The following is a 21,788-nucleotide window of genomic DNA, read 5'->3' as shown; positions in this document are numbered from 1 at the left end:
ATTGCTGATCGAAAAGCCGTTTCCTCCCCTAAAAATAGGGGTTGTGGTTTTGCCAGTTGTCCCTTCAAATGATTTATTTTCATCGCATTCTCCACCTTATAACAAAAAATAATTACCTTTATCGTATCATGAAAGTTTCACCTTGGTGAAATGTAAAATTGTAGGTAACACCTCTCACCTTCCTGCTGCATACGATACTACAACACTATTTTAAGAAAAGGATGACCAGATGAAATGGCTACGAACGGCCCTTTTTGTGGGGCTTTTATTGTTATTGGCAGGGTGTGGACAAAAGGATTTACAGGAGGTCAAGGTCGGTGAAGTAACTCGTTCCATTTTTTACGCCCCTCTTTATGCGGCGATTGAAGAAGGCTTTTTTGAAGAGGAAGGATTGTCTATAAAACTTTCTACAATTCCAGGTGGAGATAAAACGATGACAGCCCTTTTATCTGATGGGATTGATGTTGCGTTAATCGGGGCAGAAACATCAATTTATGTAGCGGGTCAAAACCCTAATGATGCTGTCATCAATTTTGCGCAGCTTACACAAACAGATGGTACGTTTTTAGTCGCGCGTGATAAAGATGTTGACTTTAGCTGGGATAAATTAAATGGAAGTACATTTTTAGGTCAACGTGTTGGCGGCATGCCTCAAATGGCTGGAGAATTTGTTCTGAAGCAGCAGGGCATTGATCCACAAAATGATTTAACGCTAATACAAAATATTGACTTTGCTAATATTGCTAATGCCTTTGCTTCCGGTACAGGTGACTACGTACAGCTTTTTGAGCCAACTGCAAGTATTTTTGAAGAGCAAGGTCTTGGAAAGATTGTCGCTTCTTTCGGTGAAGAACTTGGTGCAATTCCATACACAGTGTTTATGACAAAGGAAAGCACTTTCGAAGAGAAAGAGTTAGTGGAAAGCTTCACTACAGCTTTATATAAAGCACAAAAATGGGTGTACAGTGCATCGAGCGAGGAAGTAGCAAAAGCAATTGCTCCATATTTCGAGGATACAAAGCCAGAAATTATTGAGCAGGTGGTAACACGTTACCGCGATCAGGAATCCTTTGCGAAAGATCCAATCATCGATGAAAAGGAATTCCAAAATTTACTTGATGTAATGACGGAGGCTGGGGTATTGGAATTTGAACCTTCCTATAAGGACCTAGTAAACCGGTCATTTGCTGATGCGGTTGTGAAGTAAATGACATTTTTAGAAGTGAAAAATGTGACTCATCACTTTTTTAAGGAGCAACAAGTATCAACAGCCATTGAAAATGTAAACTTTTCAGTTGCAGCAGGTGAGTTTGTCTCCTTTTTAGGTCCTAGCGGTTGCGGGAAATCGACACTTCTTTCTTTACTTGCAGGATTATTAACCCCAACGACCGGGGAGATCTCATTTGCTGACCGAGATGTAGAAATTGGCTATATGCTTCAGCAGGATTTTTTATTTCCGTGGAAAACCATCGAGGAGAATGTGGCACTCGGGTTAACACTTTTAAAAAGGGAAAACCGTGAAATAGTGGATGAACTTTTGGAGCAATTCGAATTAGCTCATACTAAAAAACTATATCCGCCACAACTATCCGGGGGGATGCGCCAACGTATTGCACTTGCGCGTACACTTGCCGTCAAACCGACATTACTTCTCCTGGATGAACCATTTTCCGCGCTTGATTTCCGATCAAAATTGTCTTTGGAAAACTTTGTGTCGGAGACGTTAAAGCAGTTTTCCACAACGACCATCTTAGTAACCCATGATATTAGTGAGGCTATTGCGATGAGCGATAAAGTATTTATCTTCAGCACACGGCCAGGTACTATTGTAAAAAGCTTTATCATCCCGCAGGAAATTCGAGAACTTCCACCATTTGATGCAAGGAATGCTCCTGCTTTTCAAGTACTATTCCAGGAAATATGGAAGGAGCTTGATACAGGTGAATATTAAACAGTTACAGCAGCAATATAATGAGCAGCGCCGTCAAGAAAAGCGTAAAATATTCTTCTTTCAATTTGTTATCCTTATTGGTCTTCTACTATTTTGGGAGCTTACGACACATTTCCGGATACTGGACCCACTAATTTTCAGTAGTCCTCGTGCAGTTGGAAGCCTATTCATCACGAAAATAAGTGATGGGACACTGTTCCCCCATATTGCGATTACCATGTTTGAGACGGTTGTCGGCTTTATACTAGGGACATTGTTCGGTACATTGCTCGCGATCTCTTTGTGGTCATCGAAAACCTTTGCCGATGTGATGGACCCCTATCTTGTCGTGTTGAATGCGATGCCTAAAGTAGCGATTGGACCGATTATTCTCGTGATTTTTGGACCGAATATGCTGGCAGTACTTGTAATGGGTGTGCTGATTTCGGTTATTATTTCGACCCTTGTTATCTTTTCCGCATTTCAGCAAGTTAATGAAAACTATGTAAAGGTCATGCAACTTTTTGGTGCTTCTAAATATGAAACATTCCGCCATGTTATTTTGCCTGCCTCTACTCCAACAATTATTTCAACATTAAAGGTAAATGTCGGCCTGTCCTGGGTTGGGGTTATTGTAGGGGAGTTTTTAGTATCATCCAGCGGGCTAGGCTATTTAATTATTTCAGGCTTCCAGGTGTTTAACTTTACGTTAGTATTCTTGGCGCTTTTAATCATAATCGTAATGGCAACTATTATGTACAAAGGCGTGGAAATGATTGAACGGAAGGTACTAGAAAAAAAGTGATTAATGAGATGAAAAGACCACCATGGCAAACTGAAAAACATCCATTTTTCCTTCATAAGAGAAATGGATGTTTTTTGCTAATAGAAGTGACCCACTCACCCCTGTTTCCCCTTAATGAACCAGTTCTCCATTAGCATCATAGTATCCTCTAGAATAGGAGCTTAATTCTTTCGGGGTTTTAAAATAAATTATTGTAGGCTTCTGCTCTTTTAAGGTAGTTTCAGCAGAATAATTCTGTTCATTTTCAACACGTATTTTTGCTACATGATGACCTGCTTTAAAGGCCATTACATTAATAGTATGTGTTTGAACAATTGCCAGCTTACTGAAATTATAACCTGAATGCCATGTCATACCTTGATTTATATATCGGCCATTATCATAATCGAATTCAGCTAGTACCGTCATACCATCCTCAAAGGAGACAAGCGCTGTTCGGGTTTTATGGATAGATGCAGCGTATTGGAGCTCTGGCTGTCCTACCACTTTTACATTCACTTTTTTTAATTCACCCTCAACAGCTTCCACCAATGTCTTTTCATCATAGGCGCTCACATCTTTGAAAGGTTGCCAAAACGGTTGTGAAAAGGATACAAAAGCTAGCAAAATGACAAATGCTGTGATAATAAAATGTTTGTATTTTATCAAATAAATGATAGCCGCCAACAACAAAGCTAAAACGACTACATACGATACCCATCTTTTCGTATCAAACGAAGTATAATTCCATTGCCGCTGCTTTTCATCCGTTACTTTCATATAGGGGATTTCAACATGCGGCTTTAGCTGTGAGATTAGTGCCGGCGCCTGCTCTACAAGCTGGTCGATTGATTTGACCGGGTTGATTTCCACCTGTACGTTATTGTGCCAGATTGCCTCCTGTACATAATGCAACAGCTCGCTTAATACATAGCGATCGCTTTGGGACAGCATTGAATCACTGTAAAATCGGCCGCTGTTCTGCTCAAGCGCGAGTCGCATTAAATAGGCATCTCCATTATGAAATGGATCCTCCTTTTTACCAGGCTCCACCTGTAACTTCGGTGCTTCATTATTAAAATAATCTACAATCGCTTCATCTACATATCCAAACATTGCATCGGCAGCTGTCATTTTCGGTGTCTTTTTTTCCGTATTTGTAAAGAATAGAAACAATGCCAACGCACATATGCAAATTGCTGCGATTTGCGGAATGAAGTTTCGTTTTTTACGAGGCTTCCTACTTAAAATTTGTTGCTTTGCATGTTTTGATAACTTTTTTCCTTCTAACTCATCTGTCAGTGCTTTAGTAATTGAATTCATCCAGTACACCGCCTTTCTTTAATAATTGTCCAAGCTGTTGTCTTCCGCGCCTCAGTCTTGTTTTCACTGTATTTTCGGAACAGCCGAAGAGATCCGCAATTTGCGCGGTCGTCCAGTCAAAGTAATGATAAAATACGAGCACTTCCCGATACTTAACTGGGAGTTTTTCAATTTCTTTATACACCCGCTTCGATTCATCCTTTTGTTCTACTTGTAAGGCGACATCCTCTCTGGCAATTAACTTTTGACCAAGCTCGATCAGCTGTGTTTGCTTGTACCGCCAACTCGTCAAATACGATTTGCAGCGATTAACAGCGATTCGATATAAATAAGTCCTTATATCCGCTTCATGTCGGAACTGCTCCTGCGCTCCGTAAAACCGCAAAAATGTCTCTTGTGTCAAATCCTCAGCCATTTGCCAGTCTTTCGTATATGTATAACAAAGGCGCAATATAAAATCGCCATGTGTATGTAAAATATCTTCAAATGTTTGCGAATTCATAGCTGCCTCCTTTCCCGATTAACCGTTAGACCTGTGTAATTAAAAAATAGTTTCATTAAAATGAAAAAAGCACCCTTTTTACGAGGGCACTTTTTTATGAGGTTCAGTCCCTCCTTAAAAATAGAAGGAGAAATTCCCCTTATTATAAAAATAAACTAAAAAACTGCCAGAATAAGCGGAGAGATTCCGCTTATCACACTAAAAAACAGGAAAATAGTTATTTTTTTGATGAATAAGCGGAAAATCTCCCTTTATTTTCTGTAAAAATAGGTTCAATCCGCAAATAACGGTAAAAACTCCGCTTATTTATGGACAAAAATTTGGAAGGCATTTCTAACAACATCTTCCTTCAACCTTTCCCTAAATAAATGAATTTACGAAGTAGCCATTCTACCGGTCCAATCGAAAAGCGCTTTGCATAAAGAGTGGAGGCGAAAAGTTGAATTGCATAAAACGCAAAGGCAAGAACTAATCCCATTGCGACGCCCAGCTCCCCGAAGAAACCGAATCCATACCCATAGAAAATCGTTGTAAAAATTAGCGACTGCATTAAGTAATTCGTTAACGATAAACGGCCAACGCTTGCAAATGCTTTAGATAACTTGCTTTCATGGTTGGCTAAATAAAGGAGCGTAAAGAGCGCCATATAACCAAGTGCCAGCATATATGTCCCTGCTCCATATAGTAGCTTTCCGGCAAAGTGGTCCCAATAAAACAACGCTTTACATGCTAAACCAATTGGAACGAGTAATACCAAGCGTTTTAATAATGCTGTTTTCCCACTAATATTCGCAAAGAAATCTGTTTTGGCTGCAGCCATTCCTAATAATACGAATGGGCCAATGACGAAAAAGGATATAAGTGCGACCAATCCAATGGCGATCGGTAAAACTAATAATCCAAAGACAGCTGGAATATCCTCTGTAATTCCGATACGTTGTTGTACAACTTCCCAATAGGTACCGCTTGCTAAAACAGCTATAGTTTTCTCAGATTCCGCAAGGGTCAGGAAATCTGTTTTCACTAAAAATAATGGCATCATCAGTAAGGCCAGGATTGTTGCCCATATAAGCATCGTTTTTACTTTACGTTTAATAAATAACATGATGATGACAAGGCCTGCTCCATAGGTAAATAAAATATCGCCATCCCATATAAGACTAATATGTAAGACGCCTAAAATCATTAAACCAATGGCACGCCTCCATAATGGCCCTCTTGTTTTTAAATCCCGATTTTCCAACGCTCGAATAAATAAAATAATGCCGTAGCCAAACAAAAACCCAAATATCGGATAAAATGAAGCTTCTACAAATATTTTTGTGAAATAAAATGCCCCTTTATCCCACCAGGTTGTCGGATCTATTGTATTTTGCGTTATATCACCGTATTGAAAATACAACATATTCGCAATGAGTATTCCTAATAGCGAAAACCCTCTTAAGGCGTCAATAGCTTCAATTCTTTTCTTCATTGTGCACCCCCCTCATTGTTTTACGGGTGTTGTACAAAAAAGTTTCAGAATTATTTGCTTGCTATAGTTATAGACAAGCGATCATCGCCTTTAATCCGCTATCCAAAAACGGTATCCCTTCTTCACGGCCTTCGAGCATAATGGAGAAAATGTAATCATGACCACTCTTCCCTGTTACATAACCGGATAAAGTGTTTACTTCATGGATATATCCTGTTTTGGCGAATATCGTATTTTGTAATTCCGGTTCCAAAAAACGATCCTTTAATGTACCGCCGATGAGACGATTCGTATTTCCTGCAACTGGTAATGAAGCGAAAAACTGCGGGAAGTATGGCTCTTTTTGAAGCTTAAACAAAAGCTGTGAAATCCCATTTGAATGGAGGCGAATGCCATGCGAAAGCCCGGATCCATCAACGAACTGCCATGCTTCAAAATCATTTTGGTGCTTTTCCAAGTAGGCTTGTACCACTTGCAAACCATGCATGTAATCCCCTTCACCGTGCTGAAGTTTCCCCATTGTCTTCACAAAAATATCCGCCATACTATTGTTGCTGAGCTTCATAAAAATAGAGAACATTTTCTCAAGCGTTTGAGATTCGTGTGTATAAATACGTTCCGCCTGTTGGGGAATGACACCACTTGCTATCATGCACTCTTCACTGAAATCGATGCCCACCTGTTCACACAACACTTTAAAAAATTGCAGTGTATTTTTTGTTGGGTCCTGAAGTGATACCCAAACTTTTGCAGTTTCGCCTTCAGGAATTTCACCTGTGATTTTGATTTGATCTGTATTATTAATGCGACGAATTTCGAGTGTATTTTCCTTATCATTTGCTACTGTGAGTGCCTCATTAAAAATCTGCATCCCGCTCAAATGGGGAATGACTATATACTCCGGCTGTTCGCCTACGTTACGCGCAGTCGCTTCTACAATAATCGTACTTGCATCAAAATCATCGTTCGGTGACATCGTAATTGGTGAAATCCGCGCTCCGTAATAGTGCGTCTCTCCCTCCTCGTCAACACCCGGTGGCAACGTATCTCCTGTGAAATATGTATCGTCGCCGATAATCGTCCCGGTTATCTTTTGTATGCCTTTTTCGGACAGCTTTTGTACAAAAAGCTTGAGTGTTGCTTCATTTATTGTAGGGTCACCGTAGCCTTTTATGTAAACATCCCCATACAATGTGCCATCTTCAATTTGCCCGTCCATATAAAGTTCTGTTTTAAAGCGGAAATCCACCCCTAGCTCAGCTAACGCAGTTGCCCCAGTAATGATTTTCATATTGGAAGCCGGACGCATTAAATGCTCCCCTCGATAAGAATATAATATTTCCCCCGAAGCCCGATCTCTCAATGTAACGGTTGCTTTGTTACTTCCTAAAACAGTTTCGACAATAGTATCTAGCGTAGCAATAGTATTCTCATTTAAAGCTATCTCCCTAACCTCCATAAAGCTCCCCCTTTAAATTGTTAGAATTTACCGTAAATTTAGTGTAACAGAAATTTTTAAGGATAGTTAGAAGGAAATAAAGATGGGCTTGCTGTTTAATTTGTTCTATTGAAAAGCCGCACTCATACGGTCTCCCGTGAAAGTGCAGCGCTCTTAACTCATCAAAACTCTATATTTTTTTATAATATGCCTTTATAGCATCTTCCACTTGTTCAAGTTCCGTTTTTAACGTATATACATGGATGCCTGATTTACCAAGTACAGTTATTATCCTGCCGAATGCTTCAACAGGATTTTTCTTTACTGTTTTTCGAATTGCCATCAGTTCACGGCTAACGTTTTCCAGAAGTTGAATTCGTTCATTATGCTGTTTGCCAAGCGCTTGGCTTACAGATGATGGTAGTTTATGAACGAGTACTTTCCATTTTGACTGTTTAATCCCCTCTTTTAAATGGAGGATACTGAGCATTTCATCGATAAGCTGAATCAAAGCTCGAACTAATCGTTCCTCTTCTGGCTTCGCGAACTGTCTTTTAATGACCGATGATAATTTCCCGCCTTGTGCCAAGCCAACATAGGCGCCGACAACCGGAAATACGATTGCACCTGCGCCAGGCATCAGTACAGCGCCAACTGAGCCGAGCATTACTTTACCGGTTGCCGCTAAAGCGGTTCTGCTTACTGTATCCGATGCTACGTTTCGGACAAATGTGGAAGTTAAAATTTCACCTTGGCGTAAACGTTTTGCATTTGAGAAGGCACTCACACCGGCTGTAATCCATGGAATTTCAAAATCGAGCAGATCTTCCGAATGATGGAGTGTCGTCTTCGTATCTGCAATCACTTGTTCACGGCTAACAGAGGATGTCATTACCATCGGATTGTGCTCATAATATTGACCTAGCTCGGCATTTACAATTACGGGCGTCTCTGGATATTTAGTCAAATGGTCTTCTACTACTTGTTTATTTGCAGCGCACTTCACCTGGAATGGTTGACCATCTACAAGCATGTCCCATCCAGCTTGATTTGATGTTTCCGGAAATTGAACATCATGACCAGCTGCAGCTAATTCCTGGGCCATCATTTGTTCCGCTACATATCCTTGAAGCTGTGCCATATCGCCTGTTGCTGTCGCTGTATCGATCGTTGAAGCAAATTGAGAAAGAGAAAAAAGGTTCGATAAATCATCTGCTCGTGCAAAATCAATTCCGTCGACCACAGTCGGATCAATCATCATATAGTCATACAAAAATTCGCCCGCACTTACCGAAGCAATGACCGTCGTTTGTGAAGGCGATTTGAATAGTGCCGCACCTTTTCGCTTTGGTGCTTCGTGCAGCTTGCAGTTTAGCGCTTCTTCAAATTGCCCTTTCCGCCAATAATGCCAAAATTGTTCATTTTTAATCATCCTGTCTGTCCCTTCATACTATATGTTCCAAGCCGTACCACTTTTTTTGATGCTTTTTGCATTCACCCTTCACCTGCTGAATTTGACGTTCCGTTGTGGAAATAGCGTCCTTTGTTTGTTGAATGCTAGTTCGTGTTATTTGAATTTCTTTTTGTAGTTGGTCCAATTCAAATTGATATTCTTCTGCAGTAATGCACTGCGCTTTCAGTTGCTGTGGTTTCAGTTGCTGTGGTTTCATTTTGACTACTTCTTCTGTACGTAGCTGTTCTTTTAGCCCGTATTTCTCATTAAGCTCTTTTAGTTGAGAGGTAATACTTTGATTGGCAAATGTATTTTTCACCGTATTCCACAAACCTGCTTGCTTACGATTTGCTTCGATTTCACTTTGCTTTTTGTTCATCGTTTGCAATATGTTTGCCATCTCACTTGTTAGCTGTATATAGGCAGGAGACTTTTCATGCACCGCAATAAGGTCACTACACTTTTCGATAGCGGCCAGTTTATTAGTTAACATAGCTCTTTTTTTAGCATGTTGATCGGTATGCAGCCTCATTTGTTCTTCAAATGCGTCTTTTTTTGCCTGCTGTTGCTGTTTGGTCATTTCATATGTAGCAATTTCCTGTAAAATTTTCTGCTGCTTATCATAGAGCTTTTGCCATTCTTGTATAAAATGCTCCACTTGGACAGGTTGCTCTTCTTCAATGACGGCAGGCAATAATAGTTGAACGATGCCAATCGGAATAAATGCTTTTCGAACTTTTTGGTTTTGATAATTAATTAGCGCTCCCCCACCAACAGCAATGAGCGCTAAACCAACAGGACCCGTTAAAATAGAAAGGGCTGATGTCGCAAACATATAGGCACCGAAAGGCAATGTTACGCCGAGCAAACCTGCTGTCGCTGCAATAGTGGAAGTTAAGGTTGTAAATGCCGCAAAGCCCGCCACCTCAACAATAATCGCCATTAATACGGCTGTCCCTTGTGTAGCAATCAGCTGTTTAATTGTTGAATTCGTCAGCTCATCGATATTGAGCTTTTCTTTAATTTGTCGCTGCTTTTCGAGTGGCAGCGACTGGATGTATGCCTCAATTTGCTGTATTAAATTTTCAGTTGTTTCATCATCTAAATCCGCTCCCTTTTGATCGAATGACTCAAAGATCTTTTGCATTTGATATAAAACGAGCAAAACAGATGGCTGTTCGTCCCTTTTTTCAGCAAACTGCTTATATTGTTTATCTTGCTTTAATTGAAGAGCATGAGCTTTTTCAACAATTTGCGTACAGGCATATTCGATTTCCGTTAATAAATTGTAGTGCGCCCCTTTAATTTCGAGCTGCTCCAGCATGTATAAAAACAGTTGTAGCTGTAATTGCTCATCTGGATATTGATGTAATCTCTTTATTTCTGCTTGTAAATTTTGCTCAAAATGATTTAAATCTTTCGTCATGACATCTTTGGCCTTTGCCAATAGTAAGTCATACAATTTTGTTTCCATTACGAGCGCATAGACAAGGCGTAAATCATCACCAGTCGCATTCAGCAACCCTTGTGCCAATCGTTTACCATCCAAATTAAAACACTCCTTTTCACCCTATATTTTACCATAATAAGGCATTATAATTAGACCATCTTAATACCTCTAAATATGTATTCAAATAATTTATCGGCATTTCTCCTAAGCGTATGATATTTTTCCAAAAAATCATTTAAGTATCTAACTCTTGAGAGGCATGTCATGAAAATCCTACTAATTTCGACAAAATATTTAATTTTTCTGAATTTTATGTTGACTTTTTATATGAAAATAATTAAAGTATTACTAAGTTAAAGTATATTAAACTTATAGGGATTATGGAATTCCTTCATTACATGGTTAGGTTAGAAAGGTCACCACCATTTTTGAATAAAAACCAACTAAATCAATATGTTTATAGTTAATTTCACTTTAGATTGTAGAGGAGAAGATATATATGGCATTACAGTTCGATCATTTTGTTCATTTAACACCTGACCCAACCAAGGCAGCAGAAGCATTTCAAAAGTTAGGCCTGCACGCTGTTCAAGGTGGCCGCCACGAAAATTTAGGCACTTACAACACACTTAGCTACTTTGATTTAAGTTATGTCGAGTTAATCGGCATCTTTGATGAAGCGCTTGTAAAAGAAGCCAGCAGCATAAAATACAGCCTACGTGATACATTCATCGAAAATAATTTACAATCTGGTCCACAGCGTATTGCGCTTCGTTCAGTTAATTTACAGGAGCTGGCAGAACACTTTAAAGCACAAGGGCTGGAAGTGAATGGTCCGACTGATTTTAGTCGTACTCGTCCGGATGGAACATTGGTCACTTGGAAATTATTATTCGCAGGCAAACCAAATGAATCACTACATTTACCTTTCTTTATCGAGTGGGATGAAAAAGATCACGAACGTCGTGAAGATTTAACAGAGCGCGGAGTGATTGCGTCACATGAACTAGGTGATGTTCAAGTAGACGGTGCAGCATTTGCTGTCCGTAATGTTGAAGAGACTGCAGCACTTTGGTCAGAGCTTTTACAGCTTGAAAAAGGCGCAAGTTATATAGATGAAGAATGGAATTCAAAAGTGCAACGCCTATCATTACAAGGTGGCGATATTGTACTGTATGAGCCGTTTGGAGAAGGTGTAGTTGCAGACGTACTGAAAGCCGGTGGTGAAAGACTTTTCGCGCTTCAATTTAAAGGAGCTACACAAAAGGTAGAAGAAATTACAAATGCACTTTATCGATTTGTTTAAAAATGGAGGATAAATAATGAAAAAGCTATTATCAGTATTTGGTTTATTTTTAGTATTAGCAGTGTTGACTGCATGCTCATCCGATGAAAAGGACGGCGCATCAACAGGCAACGCACAAGGGAAAGAGTTAAAGACTATTAATATCGGTTATCAAAAAGGGAATACATTACACATTTTAAAAGAATCAGGGATTTTAGATGAAGCTGCTAAAGAAAAAGATTTAGAGATTAAATGGGAATTATTCACACACGGTAATACTTTAATGGAAGGCATTTATGCAGGGGCAATTCATTTCGGTCACGCTGCAGATGGCCCTGGTATTTTCGCTCAAGCTTCCAATAAGCCTTTCTACTACGTAGGGGCAGATAACCCAAATCCAGAAGGTGTTGGGATTGTCGTATTAAAAAAATCAGGCATCACAAAGCTTGAAGATTTAAAAGGGAAAAAAGTTGGCGCTTTAAAAGGTGGTAACCACCATTATTCTACAGTACTTGCTCTAGAGTCAGTCGGTTTAACAGTGGATGATGTTGAGTGGGTATATCCAGAGGATGCAGCACAAGGTCGCGCATTATTTGAAACAGGGCAAATCGATGCTTTAGCTTCTTACGATCCATTCTTTGCATCAGCAGAGCTTGAAACAGATTCTATTACATTAGTAAACGGGGATATTGACGGCTATCCGAACCGTACATTCTATTTTGCAACAGAAACATTTGTTGATAATTATCCAGAGCTAGTCGAGTTCATTTTAGAAAAAATTGATGAGTCCGATAAATGGGCGAACGAAAATCGTGAGGAAGTAATCGCGATTATGTCTGAAGCACTTGGCATTAAAGAAGAGGTTATTAGTAAGCAAATTAACCGTCGTACTTTCGGTGCATCCGAAATTACAGACGAAATAATTGAAACGCAGCAAAAACAAGCGGATAAATACTTCGAACTAAAATTGATTCCAGTAGAAGTAACGATCCAAGACAAAGTTTGGACTAAATAAGAAATTGAGTAAGCGAGTGCGATCATGCTCTCGCTTACTTTATATAGGAGGTTAAATAGTATGAAACTAGATTTTCGTCCATGGGTTATTCCTGTGGTGCTCGTCGTGGTTTGGGAAATCATTGTACGCTTGGAAGTGATATCAGCATCATTGTTCCCATCCCCTCTGACAATTGTTGAAACGGGTTGGAATTTGCTAGTAAATGGCGATTTAATGACCCACATTGGCGTAAGCTTATGGCGCGCATTAACGGGGATGTTAATCGGTGGTGTCATCGGCTTTGTATTAGGTGTATTAAATGGGTTATCAAAAAAATCCTACATTTATTTAGATACAACGATTCAAATGATTCGGAATATCCCTCACTTGGCGCTTATTCCACTTGTTATCGTATGGATTGGCATCGGAGAAGATGCAAAAATTTTCCTAGTCGCATTAGGGGTGCTCTTCCCTATTTACGTGAATACATTCCACGGTATCCGTAATGTCGATCCTAATTTAGTAGAAATGGGTCGCATGTACAACTTAAAGGGTTGGAGCCTATTCAAAGATGTATTGCTGCCAGGCGCTCTGCCATCTATTTTTGTCGGTTTACGATATGCGCTAGGTGTTATGTGGCTGACTTTAATCATCGCTGAAACAATCCCGACTAATGAAGGATTAGGCTATTTGGCGACAAACGCTCGTGAGTTCATGCAGACAGATGTCATTATTTTAAGCATTATCATTTATGCATTGCTTGGTAAGCTAGCCGATTTGATTGCACAGTTTGGTGAAAACCGCGCATTAAAGTGGAATGCAAGCTATACGAAATAAGGAGGTCATTTAGCATGAAACCAGAAGCAATTCAAATTGATATTAAAAACTTAAAAAAGTCATTCGGACCTAAAGAAATTTTACATGATATTTCCATCTCTTTTGATAAAGGTGAATTCATCGCCATTATCGGTAAAAGTGGTAGTGGGAAAAGTACACTGTTGCGCCTTGTGGCAAGCCTTGAGGAAATTACTGCCGGGGAACTATTATTCGATGGCGTCCCTGCTACGAAATCGGAAGCTAATGTGAAAATGATGTATCAGGATTCGCGTTTACTTCCTTGGAAGAAAGTTATAGACAATGTCGGTTTAGGCTTGACAGGAGATTGGAAAGCAAAGGCCGAAGAAGCTTTAAATAAGGTTGGATTATTACCTTTAAAAGATGAGTGGCCATCTACACTCTCTGGTGGTCAAAAGCAACGTGTTGCATTGGCGAGAGCCTTAATCCATGAGCCGTCATTGTTGATGCTAGATGAACCATTAAGTGCTCTTGATGCCTTAACTCGGATTGAAATGCAAAATCTAATCGAAAATATTTGGGAAAAAAATAACTTCACGGCATTGCTTGTAACCCATGATGTCGGAGAAGCGGTACGATTAGCAGATCGAATCATTTTAATTGAGGATGGTCAAATTGCCTATGATGAAAAGGTGAATGCACCACGTCCGCGTAAATTAACAAATCCGGCACTAATTGAGCTAGAAGAGAAAATTTTAAATCGTCTGATGCACGGTGAAGAAGAGCCATTACAGATTTCAGAGGCCAATCAGGGGGGAAATCTAAAAGCTGTATTGAGTAATTAAAAGTTAAGGGGCTTATCCAGAATATATTTCCGGATAGCCCCTTCTTTATTATGCTCGGAGCTACTTAAATGACAGTATTTTTCAGCTCGTTTTCGATTACCTCTACTAATTCCTCTGCAAAAATCTCACGTGGGTATTGATATTCGTGTTCATTGATAAAGACCGTTGGGACCATTTTTACATTACGTTCAATCGCTTCAGCTGTAATCAGTAAGCTACGGTCGATATTAGCAGGCTCTTCTTTTAAGTCATATTTTTCTTCAATATATTTCTTTATTTCAAAACTCGAATACTTATCCCATGTTGCTTGATTTTTAAATAATTCACTTATGATTTCCAATGTTCTTTCCGGATTGGTGTAATCTAGATTGGCATTAATAAGCGTTCCAGGCAGCAGCATTTCACGAGGCTTATCATAGTGCTTCACAACTAAAGCCACTTTACCTTCTGTAAAATACTTAGGAAGTGTATGATCAACTAATTCATAAAAAGTAGCACAATATGGACATGCATAATTTAAAAATACTTCCATTTTAACAGGTGCATTCACATCACCAATTACTAAATAATCGTTTTTGATTCCTAACATAATGATTACCCCACTATTTTCTATGTATTTTAAATTTTCTATTATTTTATTCTATACTATTACTATAGGAATTGTAAAATATTTTCTATGATTAAAAGAAAAACCAACTCTACATAGATCCGTAGAATTGGTTATAAGTAAGATTAAGAAATTAATTTCAGCGCAATGACACTCCCGATAATTAAAGTGATCGCTGTGATTCTCAAGGCATTTTTCGGTTCTTTAAATAGTAAAATCCCTAAAATTGCCCCCCCTGCTGCACCTATTCCTGTCCAAATTGCATAGGCTAATCCCATTGGCAATACCTTCATAGCAAGGCTCAAGAAAAAGAAGCTAGCAGAAAAGCCGACAATAAGCAGCACAAACGAAAGGATATCCTTACGCTGCTGTAGCCTGCCCATAAATCCAACTGAAACCATTTCAAATAATCCCGCTAAAATTAAATAAATCCAAGCCATTACTGCTCACCTCCCGTACCGCTGTCATCCGGTGTTGCCAGCTTCAACATGATGACACCTGCTAACAATGTAAAAATAAATAGGATTTTCAACGGCTCAACCGGGCTGCCGAATAATACCATATCGCTGATGACTGTACCGAACGTGCCCAGTCCAACGAATACGGCGTAAACTGTACCGACTGGTAACACCCCACTCGCGTATATCAACACGCCGAAACTTACTATAATTGCAATCACTGTTCCAATCCATTCCAAAGGTGTTGCTGCATGCTTTAAGCCGATTACCCAACCGACTTCAAAAACTGCAGCGACGACAACCAATAACCAATATTTCATTTTCCTCATCTCCTCTACTTCTTGTGATGGTTTCATTTCACCCTGTGCTTTTTCAAAATAAAAAAGCCAGGAGGAATGTTCATCAACATATCTCCCAGGCTTTTATCCTTCCGTGACGCAAAAAAATCGCGCACCTTCTCTCGGACCAGACTATGCCTGCGCATACGGAACCCTAGAAGGTGTATTTGTATTAAGTTAACGTAATTATTTCACATTTCAGCAGCTCATTCAAGGATCGGGGGTTATTTCTTAAGTTACAATAATCACAGAATATTTCGCGATTTTTGCGAAAAAATGGATATTCTATCCGTTATATAAAGTATACAAGCTTTTAAGCCAAACGATAAAGGAGAACGTGATGAGGATAAATGAACGTAATTTTATAAAATATCTTCAAGCTGGTCAGGAAAAAGCACTTGATTATGTAATTGACCACTATCTTCCGCTCATAAAAGGGATCGTAGTGAAAACGCTAGGTCCGATTCATAGAGCCGATTTAACAAAGGAATGCATTAATGATATCCTGTTCTCCATTTGGCAAAATGCCTCAAAATTTAGTGGGGATACGACTGACTTTCAAAAGTGGATTTGCGTCATCTCAAAGTATAAAGCTATTGATTATTATCGGACAGAGCTCAAGAGAAAAGAGAGCCCATTTATTGATATGGAGGCAACTTTGGCTGATTCTGCAATAAAGAAAAGCAGCCGGATGGAAGAGTACGAAGAAATACAGGAAATCCTTTCATCCTTAAAGCCTGCCGATCAGAAAATTTTCGTTATGAAATACTTACTCGATTTGAATACAGAGGAAATTGCCCATCAGTTGCAGATGACGAAATCGGCTGTTGATAACAGGCTTTATCACGGGAAGAAAAAGTTGAAAAAAGCGTGGGGAGGAATTTCAATTGAAAAATCTATATAAGCAGTTCAACGATATTGACATCAATATAACTGAGTATGAAGAGATGGATGTAACAGAATTTGAAAACGCCCAGTTTAAAAAAGAGATGAAAAACCGTATTTCCAAAAAAAAGACGAAAAAATGGATGAAAAGCATTTCAGCTGCCTGTCTATCCCTAGGAATTGCCTCTGCGTCTATCGTCGGTTTATCGTACACTGCATTCGCCCAGGAGATTCCGATTCTGAACAGTATACTTAAACTTTTTTCCGATAGAGAAATGCTTACAGGCTATGACGAATTAGCAGAACAGCATCATCTAACAGCCGAAAGTGGCGGAAATAGCATTACGGTAAACGAAATTTTATTTGATAGTAAGTCCCTTTTTGTTACCTATTTCATCGAAACCGAGCAAGATTTAGGAGAAACACCAATGCTGGCAGGCTCCATTGAAGTTAACGGCAAACGCCATGCCCTCCCTTTTGTAGACCATACGCTTAAAAAAACTGGTGAAAATCAGTATGCGGGTTTAACGAAGGCCGTGCTTCAATTGGATGCTTCACTAGAGGAGGGCGATTTTACATTTCATATGAGTAGTATGACAAGTACAGATAAAAAGGATTTTGTACAGTTAGGAACGCAATTCGACTTTTATGCAAAAGCAACGGATAATGTCACACAAATTGTAGATAAAGAAGCGACCGATGAAGATTTAATTCTTCATTTAGAGAAGGTTACGTATACTCCGCTATCCTTTATTGTGAACTTTAACTCAATTATAAAAGACCAAACCATTTTGGATGAGTGGCCCTTTATAAGTAGTGGCTTCCATGTAACGGATGATTTAGGCAATACGTATGAAACAAAAATGAATGGTGGTGCCGGAAGCGGTAGTCATGATATGTCTTATATGTTCACATACGAAAAGCTTCATTCTGATGCAAAAACTTTGACATTTAACCCATACTTCGAGTTACTGGCAGCAGATAAAGTACTTGAAAACGGTGTGCTATACCGTGATCACAGCAGTAATGCTCCTAAGAAAACCGTAGAACTTGAGGAAATCACCATTAACATTAAACGGTAAAATTGTGCAGTTCAACCAAACTTTTTTCTCCCTAATCAACTAGTAAATTAGGGAGGTTTTTTATATTGAACTAATGGAAATTAATTCATCTCCCTTCCATTTGAAATCCTTTAAATTAGCTGGTTAATCCCCCTCCCATCACTAATTTTTTCTAAGCGCTAACGACATGAAATTCTATCAAAACGTATTGCATAATGTTTATTAATTTTCCACAGGGGTATTTTTACACTGTGCAAGAAACTATTGAGAGGATGATAAAAATGGCAAAACATATTGTAGGTTATTATGATACTGAAGAAGAGGCAATCATGAAAATTGAAGATTTAAAACGTCAAGGCTATCGTTCAGAAGATATTTCAGTTGTAAGTAAAAATAGCTCAGATGTAGATACAATTTCAGATGAAACGGGTGCTGTTGCAGAAGGAGCTGCTACAGGAGCAGCTGCCGGCGGAGTAGTAGGCGGTGTTGGCGGCGTACTTGCCGGACTAGGTGCATTAGCAATACCAGGAATTGGACCAATCGTGGCAGCAGGTCCGATTGTAGCCGGTTTAACAGGAGCAGCTGCTGGTGCAGGTGTCGGTGGTTTAGCTGGAGCTCTTATTGGTATGGGGATTCCAGAAGATGAAGCAAACCGTTATAGCGGTTATGTAGAATCCGGCAAAATTTTAGTTATTGTAGACGAAGATTTACGAGGCCCAATTTTATAATTAATTATTATTGAATATATACAGCCGAGGGGGATGAAAGACATGGCAAAGCATACTGTTGGATATTATGATACAGAACAAGAGGCAATCGCCGCAATCGAGGATTTGAAACGACAAGGTTACCGCTCGGAGGATATTTCAATTATTAGTAAAAGCAAAACTGATATAGATCATGTTTCCACTGAAACAGGTGCTGATGTTGCAGGCGGTGCCGCTGCAGGTCTAGCTGCTGGCGGCGCTTTAGGTGGCATTGGTGGTATCCTTTTAGGACTTGGAGCTCTGGCTATTCCAGGAGTAGGTCCTATTGTAGCTGCTGGACCAATCGCTACAGGGCTGACAGGATTAGCTGCTGGCGGTAGTATTGGCGGATTGGCAGGTGCCTTTGTAGGAATGGGTATTTCCGCAGAGGAAGCAGAACGTTATGACGAGGAATTTAAAGCTGGTAAGATTTTAGTCATTGTGGACGAGGATACAAAAGGTCCACTAGTATAAAAGAAGCTTATAGGAAGAAGGCTGTGTTGGAAGTCAAATTGACTTTTAATGCAGCCTTGTTTTCTGTATTCATATTGAATTAAGGGAATAAATTTCCCTTATTATCATTTAAATCCTAAAAACTGCAAAAATAAAGGAAGAAATTCCGCTTACTGCGCTCCAAAACACGAAAAAAGTTAATTTTTCTCTGAATAACGGAAAAAACTACCCTTATTTCTTCTTAAAACTAAGGTCAGCATGCAAATAACGGTAAATTCTCCGCTTATTTTTTAGTGAAACCCGTAAAAAGCCACCCACTATTCATTGGGAATGGCATTTGTTAAAATCTTAACCTTTACTTACTGTTGTTATAGCTGCTTTCGCTAGACGTCGATCGTTATAAGCAAGCCCTTGACTTAAAATCATAGCGCCTACCATTTGCATTACTGTTTTTACAATTATTTGCCCCACAATTGCTGCTGGAACGGCTGCCCAAGGTATAAAACCTGCTCCTAAAGGACTTAGCCCAACAACAACGAACACGATGGAATCCAAAAATCCTCCAACAATTCCACTATAGAACACACGCCACGCCATCGGTAATTTTAAACGTGTGTAAATTTCTGTATCGGCCGTTTCAGCAACTAAAAAAGATAGTGCAGATGCAGCTACAATAATTAACGTATCTCCTAATGAGAACGATACAGTTGCAGATAAAACTAAGGCCAGTAAGATGAACCCATATGTTTTTTTACGACCAAATTTATTTTGCACTAAATCCCGGAAAATAAATGTCGCACCAATTAAAAATGAACCCATCGGTATAATAAACATTCCCAATTCAAGCGGTGCAAAACGTGCTGTTACAACGTTAGCGGTCACAATAGATACTAAATAAAATAAAATTCTAATCATACTACTTCTCCTGTTTCCTTCGAGTGTAAATACGTTTCCATCCCTTGTAATCGCAGCTTACATGCTGGGCAATCCCCGCATCCATCCGCGATAATGCCGTTATAACATGTCAGTGTTTTCTCTCTTACATACTCAAATGCGCCAAGCTCATCGGCTAATGCCCATGTTTCAGCTTTATCAATCCACATAAGCGGTGTATGAATTACAAAGGAGCTATCCATTGATAAATTCAGTGTCACATTCAACGATTTTATAAAGATATCGCGACAGTCCGGATAACCGCTGAAATCCGTTTCGCATACACCTGTGACAATATGCTTCGCGCCAATTTGGCTTGCCAACACACCGGCAAATGATAAAAACAATAGGTTGCGCCCCGGTACAAAGGTTGATGGCAATCCGCCCTCTTCCCCTTCTTCCACTGGAATATCATCACGTGTTAAGGCATTTGGTGCGAGCTGATTCAGTAACTCCATATTTAAAATATGGTGTCGTACATTTTGTTCTTCGGCAATCTTTTTAGCGCATTCAATTTCCAATGCATGCCGTTGTCCGTAATCAAATGTTACTACTTCCACTGCTTTGAAATTTTTCAATGCCCAAAACAGACATGTTGTACTATCCTGTCCGCCGCTAAATACGACGAGTGCTTTTCCATCCTTCATCTTTTTGCTCCTTTTAAACGAAAAAACAGCACTAAGATTATGTGCTGTTTAATCTTAGTTTTTTATAGAGGGTCGCTAATAACCTCTTTCACCTGCAAGGTCTATTTAATTTTTAACGGTTGTCGATTTTTTCTGGATATAAATCATGGTTCATTAAACGGTAGTTGGCAATTTCCTCATATTTCGTGCCCGGACGACCGTAATTGCACCAAGGATCAATTGAAATGCCTCCACGCGGCGTAAATTTACCCCATACTTCTATGTAGCGTGGGTCTAACAGCTTGATTAAATCGTTCATAATAATATTCACGCAGTCTTCATGGAAATCGCCATGATTACGGAAACTAAATAAATATAATTTTAATGATTTACTCTCCACGATTTTTTGATCCGGAATATACGAAATATACATCGTCGCAAAGTCCGGCTGCTGTGTAATGGGACAAAGACTCGTAAACTCCGGACAATTGAATTTCACAAAATAATCGCGGCCAACATGCATATTATTAACAGACTCCAACACTTCTGGTGCATACTCAAAAGCATATTTTACATTTTGATTTCCTAATAACGTTAAATCCTCTAAACCATCTTTTTCGTGTCTACTAGACATGAAAAACCCCTCCTTCATTCATACCAAAGTATCCAAAGGAGGGGGTAAGCGTATCATCAATAAAAAACCACCGGATGCAATAAAAAAAAGCCACGTCCGATATGGACATGGCATAATATGCATGTATCCATAGTTTTTTATAGAGGGTATCAGCTATGAACCTCTCCTGAACAACTCAGGTATTTTAATCTTTCCTCATTCTATTAGAAATAAAGTCCATTGTAAAGAAATAATTGAACATATGGTACCTATTCCCCTACACGATTGGCTTTTCAAATATAAAAACCGATACAGCCATATCCTCTTCAACCTTTATATCCGAAAACAAATGAAGCAGCTTTGATCCGACGAGCTCCTCCAATCCTTCGGGAACCTGTTGCTTATAAATTTCCTGGATCATTTGGGTTCTCGCATTGTGAATAACCTTTTTTCCTTCTTCTGATTGAATAATAAATTTTTCAGTAGGTGTCAAAATGCCGTACATCGTCGTGACAGCCATATTCTCCACGAAATGCGTATAAATTCTATCCGGTCCTTTTCCATATAGCTCTTTACGTACTTTTCGTACGATTTCATTAAAAACGGTTTCCTTCTTCCCCATTTGTACAACCCCCTAGTTTATTCAAACTATACAATATAACTTTTAAAAAAATAAACTCTTCTCTCTCTATCTTGTTCTTTTAAAACAAAATAGTATAATAAAAGAAATAAATGGAGTTCCAATAATTGTTTTGTTGGAACGCTATTTGCATTTTATAAAATGGATTGATTCAT

At 39.2% G+C, this 21,788-nt stretch carries 25 protein-coding genes and 2 riboswitches (1 of these 27 running past the window's edge); of the genes, 11 read left to right on the top strand and 14 right to left on the bottom strand.

The window, feature by feature from the left end:
- A protein-coding gene (locus NYE67_RS01085) for an NUDIX hydrolase (RefSeq protein ID WP_339214770.1) crosses the window boundary here: on the bottom strand, positions 1 to 83 show its start. The gene continues 532 nt to the left of window position 1, outside the view; the window shows 83 of its 615 coding nt (coding positions 1-83); its start codon is at positions 81 to 83; the stop codon falls past the left edge of the window.
- A 146-nt stretch (positions 84 to 229) separates the two neighbouring features.
- Between NYE67_RS01085 and NYE67_RS01080 the strand changes: the two genes are divergently transcribed.
- The 3 genes from NYE67_RS01080 to NYE67_RS01070 are packed head-to-tail and all read left to right on the top strand — an operon-like array spanning position 230 to position 2,735.
- Positions 230 to 1,207 (top strand): ABC transporter substrate-binding protein, encoded by a 978-nt coding sequence (locus NYE67_RS01080; RefSeq protein WP_340726697.1) that lies wholly within the window; start codon positions 230 to 232, stop codon positions 1,205 to 1,207.
- The gene (locus tag NYE67_RS01075; RefSeq protein ID WP_340726696.1) at positions 1,208 to 1,951 is read left to right on the top strand and encodes an ABC transporter ATP-binding protein; all 744 of its coding nucleotides are present in this window, start codon (positions 1,208 to 1,210) and stop codon (positions 1,949 to 1,951) included. It begins immediately after the preceding gene.
- Complete coding sequence (locus tag NYE67_RS01070; protein WP_445683000.1) at positions 1,887 to 2,735, top strand: ABC transporter permease; 849 nt, start codon at positions 1,887 to 1,889, stop codon at positions 2,733 to 2,735. Before NYE67_RS01075 ends, NYE67_RS01070 begins: the two co-directional genes overlap by 65 nt.
- 111 nt (positions 2,736 to 2,846) lie before the next feature.
- Here NYE67_RS01070 and NYE67_RS01065 read toward each other — a convergent pair whose 3' ends face one another.
- From NYE67_RS01065 to NYE67_RS01040, 6 genes are all read right to left on the bottom strand, one after another.
- Positions 2,847 to 4,037, bottom strand: coding sequence for a hypothetical protein (locus NYE67_RS01065; RefSeq protein WP_340726694.1), 1,191 nt, complete (start codon positions 4,035 to 4,037; stop codon positions 2,847 to 2,849).
- The gene (locus NYE67_RS01060; protein ID WP_340726693.1) at positions 4,021 to 4,539 is read right to left on the bottom strand and encodes an RNA polymerase sigma factor; all 519 of its coding nucleotides are present in this window, start codon (positions 4,537 to 4,539) and stop codon (positions 4,021 to 4,023) included. Before NYE67_RS01060 ends, NYE67_RS01065 begins: the two co-directional genes overlap by 17 nt.
- A 349-nt stretch (positions 4,540 to 4,888) precedes the next feature.
- On the bottom strand, positions 4,889 to 6,013 hold the full coding sequence (locus NYE67_RS01055; protein WP_340726692.1) for a DUF418 domain-containing protein: 1,125 nt from the start codon (positions 6,011 to 6,013) through the stop codon (positions 4,889 to 4,891).
- A gap of 67 nt (positions 6,014 to 6,080) precedes the next feature.
- Positions 6,081 to 7,472 (bottom strand): D-alanyl-D-alanine carboxypeptidase/D-alanyl-D-alanine endopeptidase, encoded by a 1,392-nt coding sequence (gene dacB / locus NYE67_RS01050; RefSeq protein WP_340726691.1) that lies wholly within the window; start codon positions 7,470 to 7,472, stop codon positions 6,081 to 6,083.
- 169 nt (positions 7,473 to 7,641) lie between these two features.
- The gene (locus NYE67_RS01045) at positions 7,642 to 8,883 is read right to left on the bottom strand and encodes a hypothetical protein (protein ID WP_340726690.1); all 1,242 of its coding nucleotides are present in this window, start codon (positions 8,881 to 8,883) and stop codon (positions 7,642 to 7,644) included.
- Between the two features lie 13 nt (positions 8,884 to 8,896).
- A complete protein-coding gene (locus tag NYE67_RS01040; RefSeq protein WP_340728897.1) occupies positions 8,897 to 10,453 on the bottom strand; it encodes a hypothetical protein in 1,557 nt (518 codons plus the stop codon).
- A 400-nt stretch (positions 10,454 to 10,853) separates the two neighbouring features.
- Here NYE67_RS01040 and NYE67_RS01035 point away from each other — a divergent pair, with 400 nt between their 5' ends.
- Genes NYE67_RS01035 through NYE67_RS01020 form a run of 4 tightly spaced genes read left to right on the top strand, consistent with a single transcriptional unit; the run spans position 10,854 to position 14,273 of the window.
- Complete coding sequence (locus NYE67_RS01035) at positions 10,854 to 11,660, top strand: VOC family protein (RefSeq protein ID WP_340726688.1); 807 nt, start codon at positions 10,854 to 10,856, stop codon at positions 11,658 to 11,660.
- A 16-nt stretch (positions 11,661 to 11,676) separates the two neighbouring features.
- Positions 11,677 to 12,654, top strand: a complete 978-nt coding sequence (locus tag NYE67_RS01030) for an aliphatic sulfonate ABC transporter substrate-binding protein (RefSeq protein WP_191704868.1) — start codon at positions 11,677 to 11,679, stop codon at positions 12,652 to 12,654.
- 60 nt (positions 12,655 to 12,714) lie between these two features.
- Complete coding sequence (locus tag NYE67_RS01025; protein ID WP_191701616.1) at positions 12,715 to 13,470, top strand: ABC transporter permease subunit; 756 nt, start codon at positions 12,715 to 12,717, stop codon at positions 13,468 to 13,470.
- Between the two features lie 14 nt (positions 13,471 to 13,484).
- Positions 13,485 to 14,273 carry an ATP-binding cassette domain-containing protein gene (locus NYE67_RS01020; protein ID WP_340726687.1) on the top strand — a complete coding sequence of 263 codons (789 nt, stop codon included), beginning with the start codon at positions 13,485 to 13,487 and terminating at the stop codon, positions 14,271 to 14,273.
- Between the two features lie 64 nt (positions 14,274 to 14,337).
- On the opposite strand, the gene NYE67_RS01015 is transcribed toward NYE67_RS01020, so the two are convergent.
- From NYE67_RS01015 to NYE67_RS01005, 3 genes are all read right to left on the bottom strand, one after another.
- Positions 14,338 to 14,862 (bottom strand): thioredoxin domain-containing protein, encoded by a 525-nt coding sequence (locus NYE67_RS01015; protein WP_340726686.1) that lies wholly within the window; start codon positions 14,860 to 14,862, stop codon positions 14,338 to 14,340.
- A gap of 143 nt (positions 14,863 to 15,005) precedes the next feature.
- Positions 15,006 to 15,320, bottom strand: coding sequence for a DMT family transporter (locus NYE67_RS01010; RefSeq protein WP_340726685.1), 315 nt, complete (start codon positions 15,318 to 15,320; stop codon positions 15,006 to 15,008).
- A complete protein-coding gene (locus NYE67_RS01005) occupies positions 15,320 to 15,658 on the bottom strand; it encodes a DMT family transporter (RefSeq protein ID WP_340726684.1) in 339 nt (112 codons plus the stop codon). Before NYE67_RS01005 ends, NYE67_RS01010 begins: the two co-directional genes overlap by 1 nt.
- Positions 15,659 to 15,747: 89 nt before the next feature.
- Positions 15,748 to 15,845: riboswitch (guanidine-I (ykkC/yxkD leader) on the bottom strand.
- 171 nt (positions 15,846 to 16,016) lie between these two features.
- Here NYE67_RS01005 and NYE67_RS01000 point away from each other — a divergent pair.
- The 4 genes from NYE67_RS01000 to NYE67_RS00985 all read left to right on the top strand — a co-directional run bounded on the left by NYE67_RS01000 (position 16,017) and on the right by NYE67_RS00985 (position 18,842).
- The gene (locus NYE67_RS01000; protein ID WP_340726683.1) at positions 16,017 to 16,580 is read left to right on the top strand and encodes a sigma-70 family RNA polymerase sigma factor; all 564 of its coding nucleotides are present in this window, start codon (positions 16,017 to 16,019) and stop codon (positions 16,578 to 16,580) included.
- The gene (locus NYE67_RS00995; RefSeq protein WP_340728896.1) at positions 16,564 to 17,643 is read left to right on the top strand and encodes a DUF4179 domain-containing protein; all 1,080 of its coding nucleotides are present in this window, start codon (positions 16,564 to 16,566) and stop codon (positions 17,641 to 17,643) included. Before NYE67_RS01000 ends, NYE67_RS00995 begins: the two co-directional genes overlap by 17 nt.
- Before the next feature lie 260 nt (positions 17,644 to 17,903).
- A complete protein-coding gene (locus NYE67_RS00990; RefSeq protein ID WP_340726681.1) occupies positions 17,904 to 18,350 on the top strand; it encodes a general stress protein in 447 nt (148 codons plus the stop codon).
- Between the two features lie 42 nt (positions 18,351 to 18,392).
- Positions 18,393 to 18,842 (top strand): general stress protein, encoded by a 450-nt coding sequence (locus NYE67_RS00985; RefSeq protein ID WP_340726680.1) that lies wholly within the window; start codon positions 18,393 to 18,395, stop codon positions 18,840 to 18,842.
- Positions 18,843 to 19,169: 327 nt separating this feature from the next.
- On the opposite strand, the gene NYE67_RS00980 is transcribed toward NYE67_RS00985, so the two are convergent.
- From NYE67_RS00980 to NYE67_RS00965, 4 genes are all read right to left on the bottom strand, one after another.
- The gene (locus NYE67_RS00980) at positions 19,170 to 19,733 is read right to left on the bottom strand and encodes a VUT family protein (RefSeq protein WP_340727307.1); all 564 of its coding nucleotides are present in this window, start codon (positions 19,731 to 19,733) and stop codon (positions 19,170 to 19,172) included.
- Positions 19,733 to 20,401, bottom strand: a complete 669-nt coding sequence (gene queC / locus NYE67_RS00975; protein ID WP_340726679.1) for a 7-cyano-7-deazaguanine synthase QueC — start codon at positions 20,399 to 20,401, stop codon at positions 19,733 to 19,735. Before queC ends, NYE67_RS00980 begins: the two co-directional genes overlap by 1 nt.
- Positions 20,402 to 20,513: 112 nt before the next feature.
- Positions 20,514 to 21,014, bottom strand: coding sequence for a preQ(1) synthase (queF, locus tag NYE67_RS00970; RefSeq protein ID WP_340728895.1), 501 nt, complete (start codon positions 21,012 to 21,014; stop codon positions 20,514 to 20,516).
- A gap of 123 nt (positions 21,015 to 21,137) precedes the next feature.
- Positions 21,138 to 21,184: riboswitch (PreQ1 riboswitch) on the bottom strand.
- Positions 21,185 to 21,270: 86 nt separating this feature from the next.
- Positions 21,271 to 21,615 (bottom strand): DUF2294 domain-containing protein, encoded by a 345-nt coding sequence (locus NYE67_RS00965; RefSeq protein ID WP_340728894.1) that lies wholly within the window; start codon positions 21,613 to 21,615, stop codon positions 21,271 to 21,273.
- Between the last annotated feature and the right edge of the window lie 173 nt (positions 21,616 to 21,788).

The sequence above is a fragment of the Solibacillus sp. FSL W8-0474 genome (assembly GCF_038004065.1).
Classification (GTDB): domain Bacteria; phylum Bacillota; class Bacilli; order Bacillales_A; family Planococcaceae; genus Solibacillus; species Solibacillus faecavium.
Note: the sequence above shows the minus strand (reverse complement) of the source record. Positions and strands in the feature narration are given on the sequence as shown.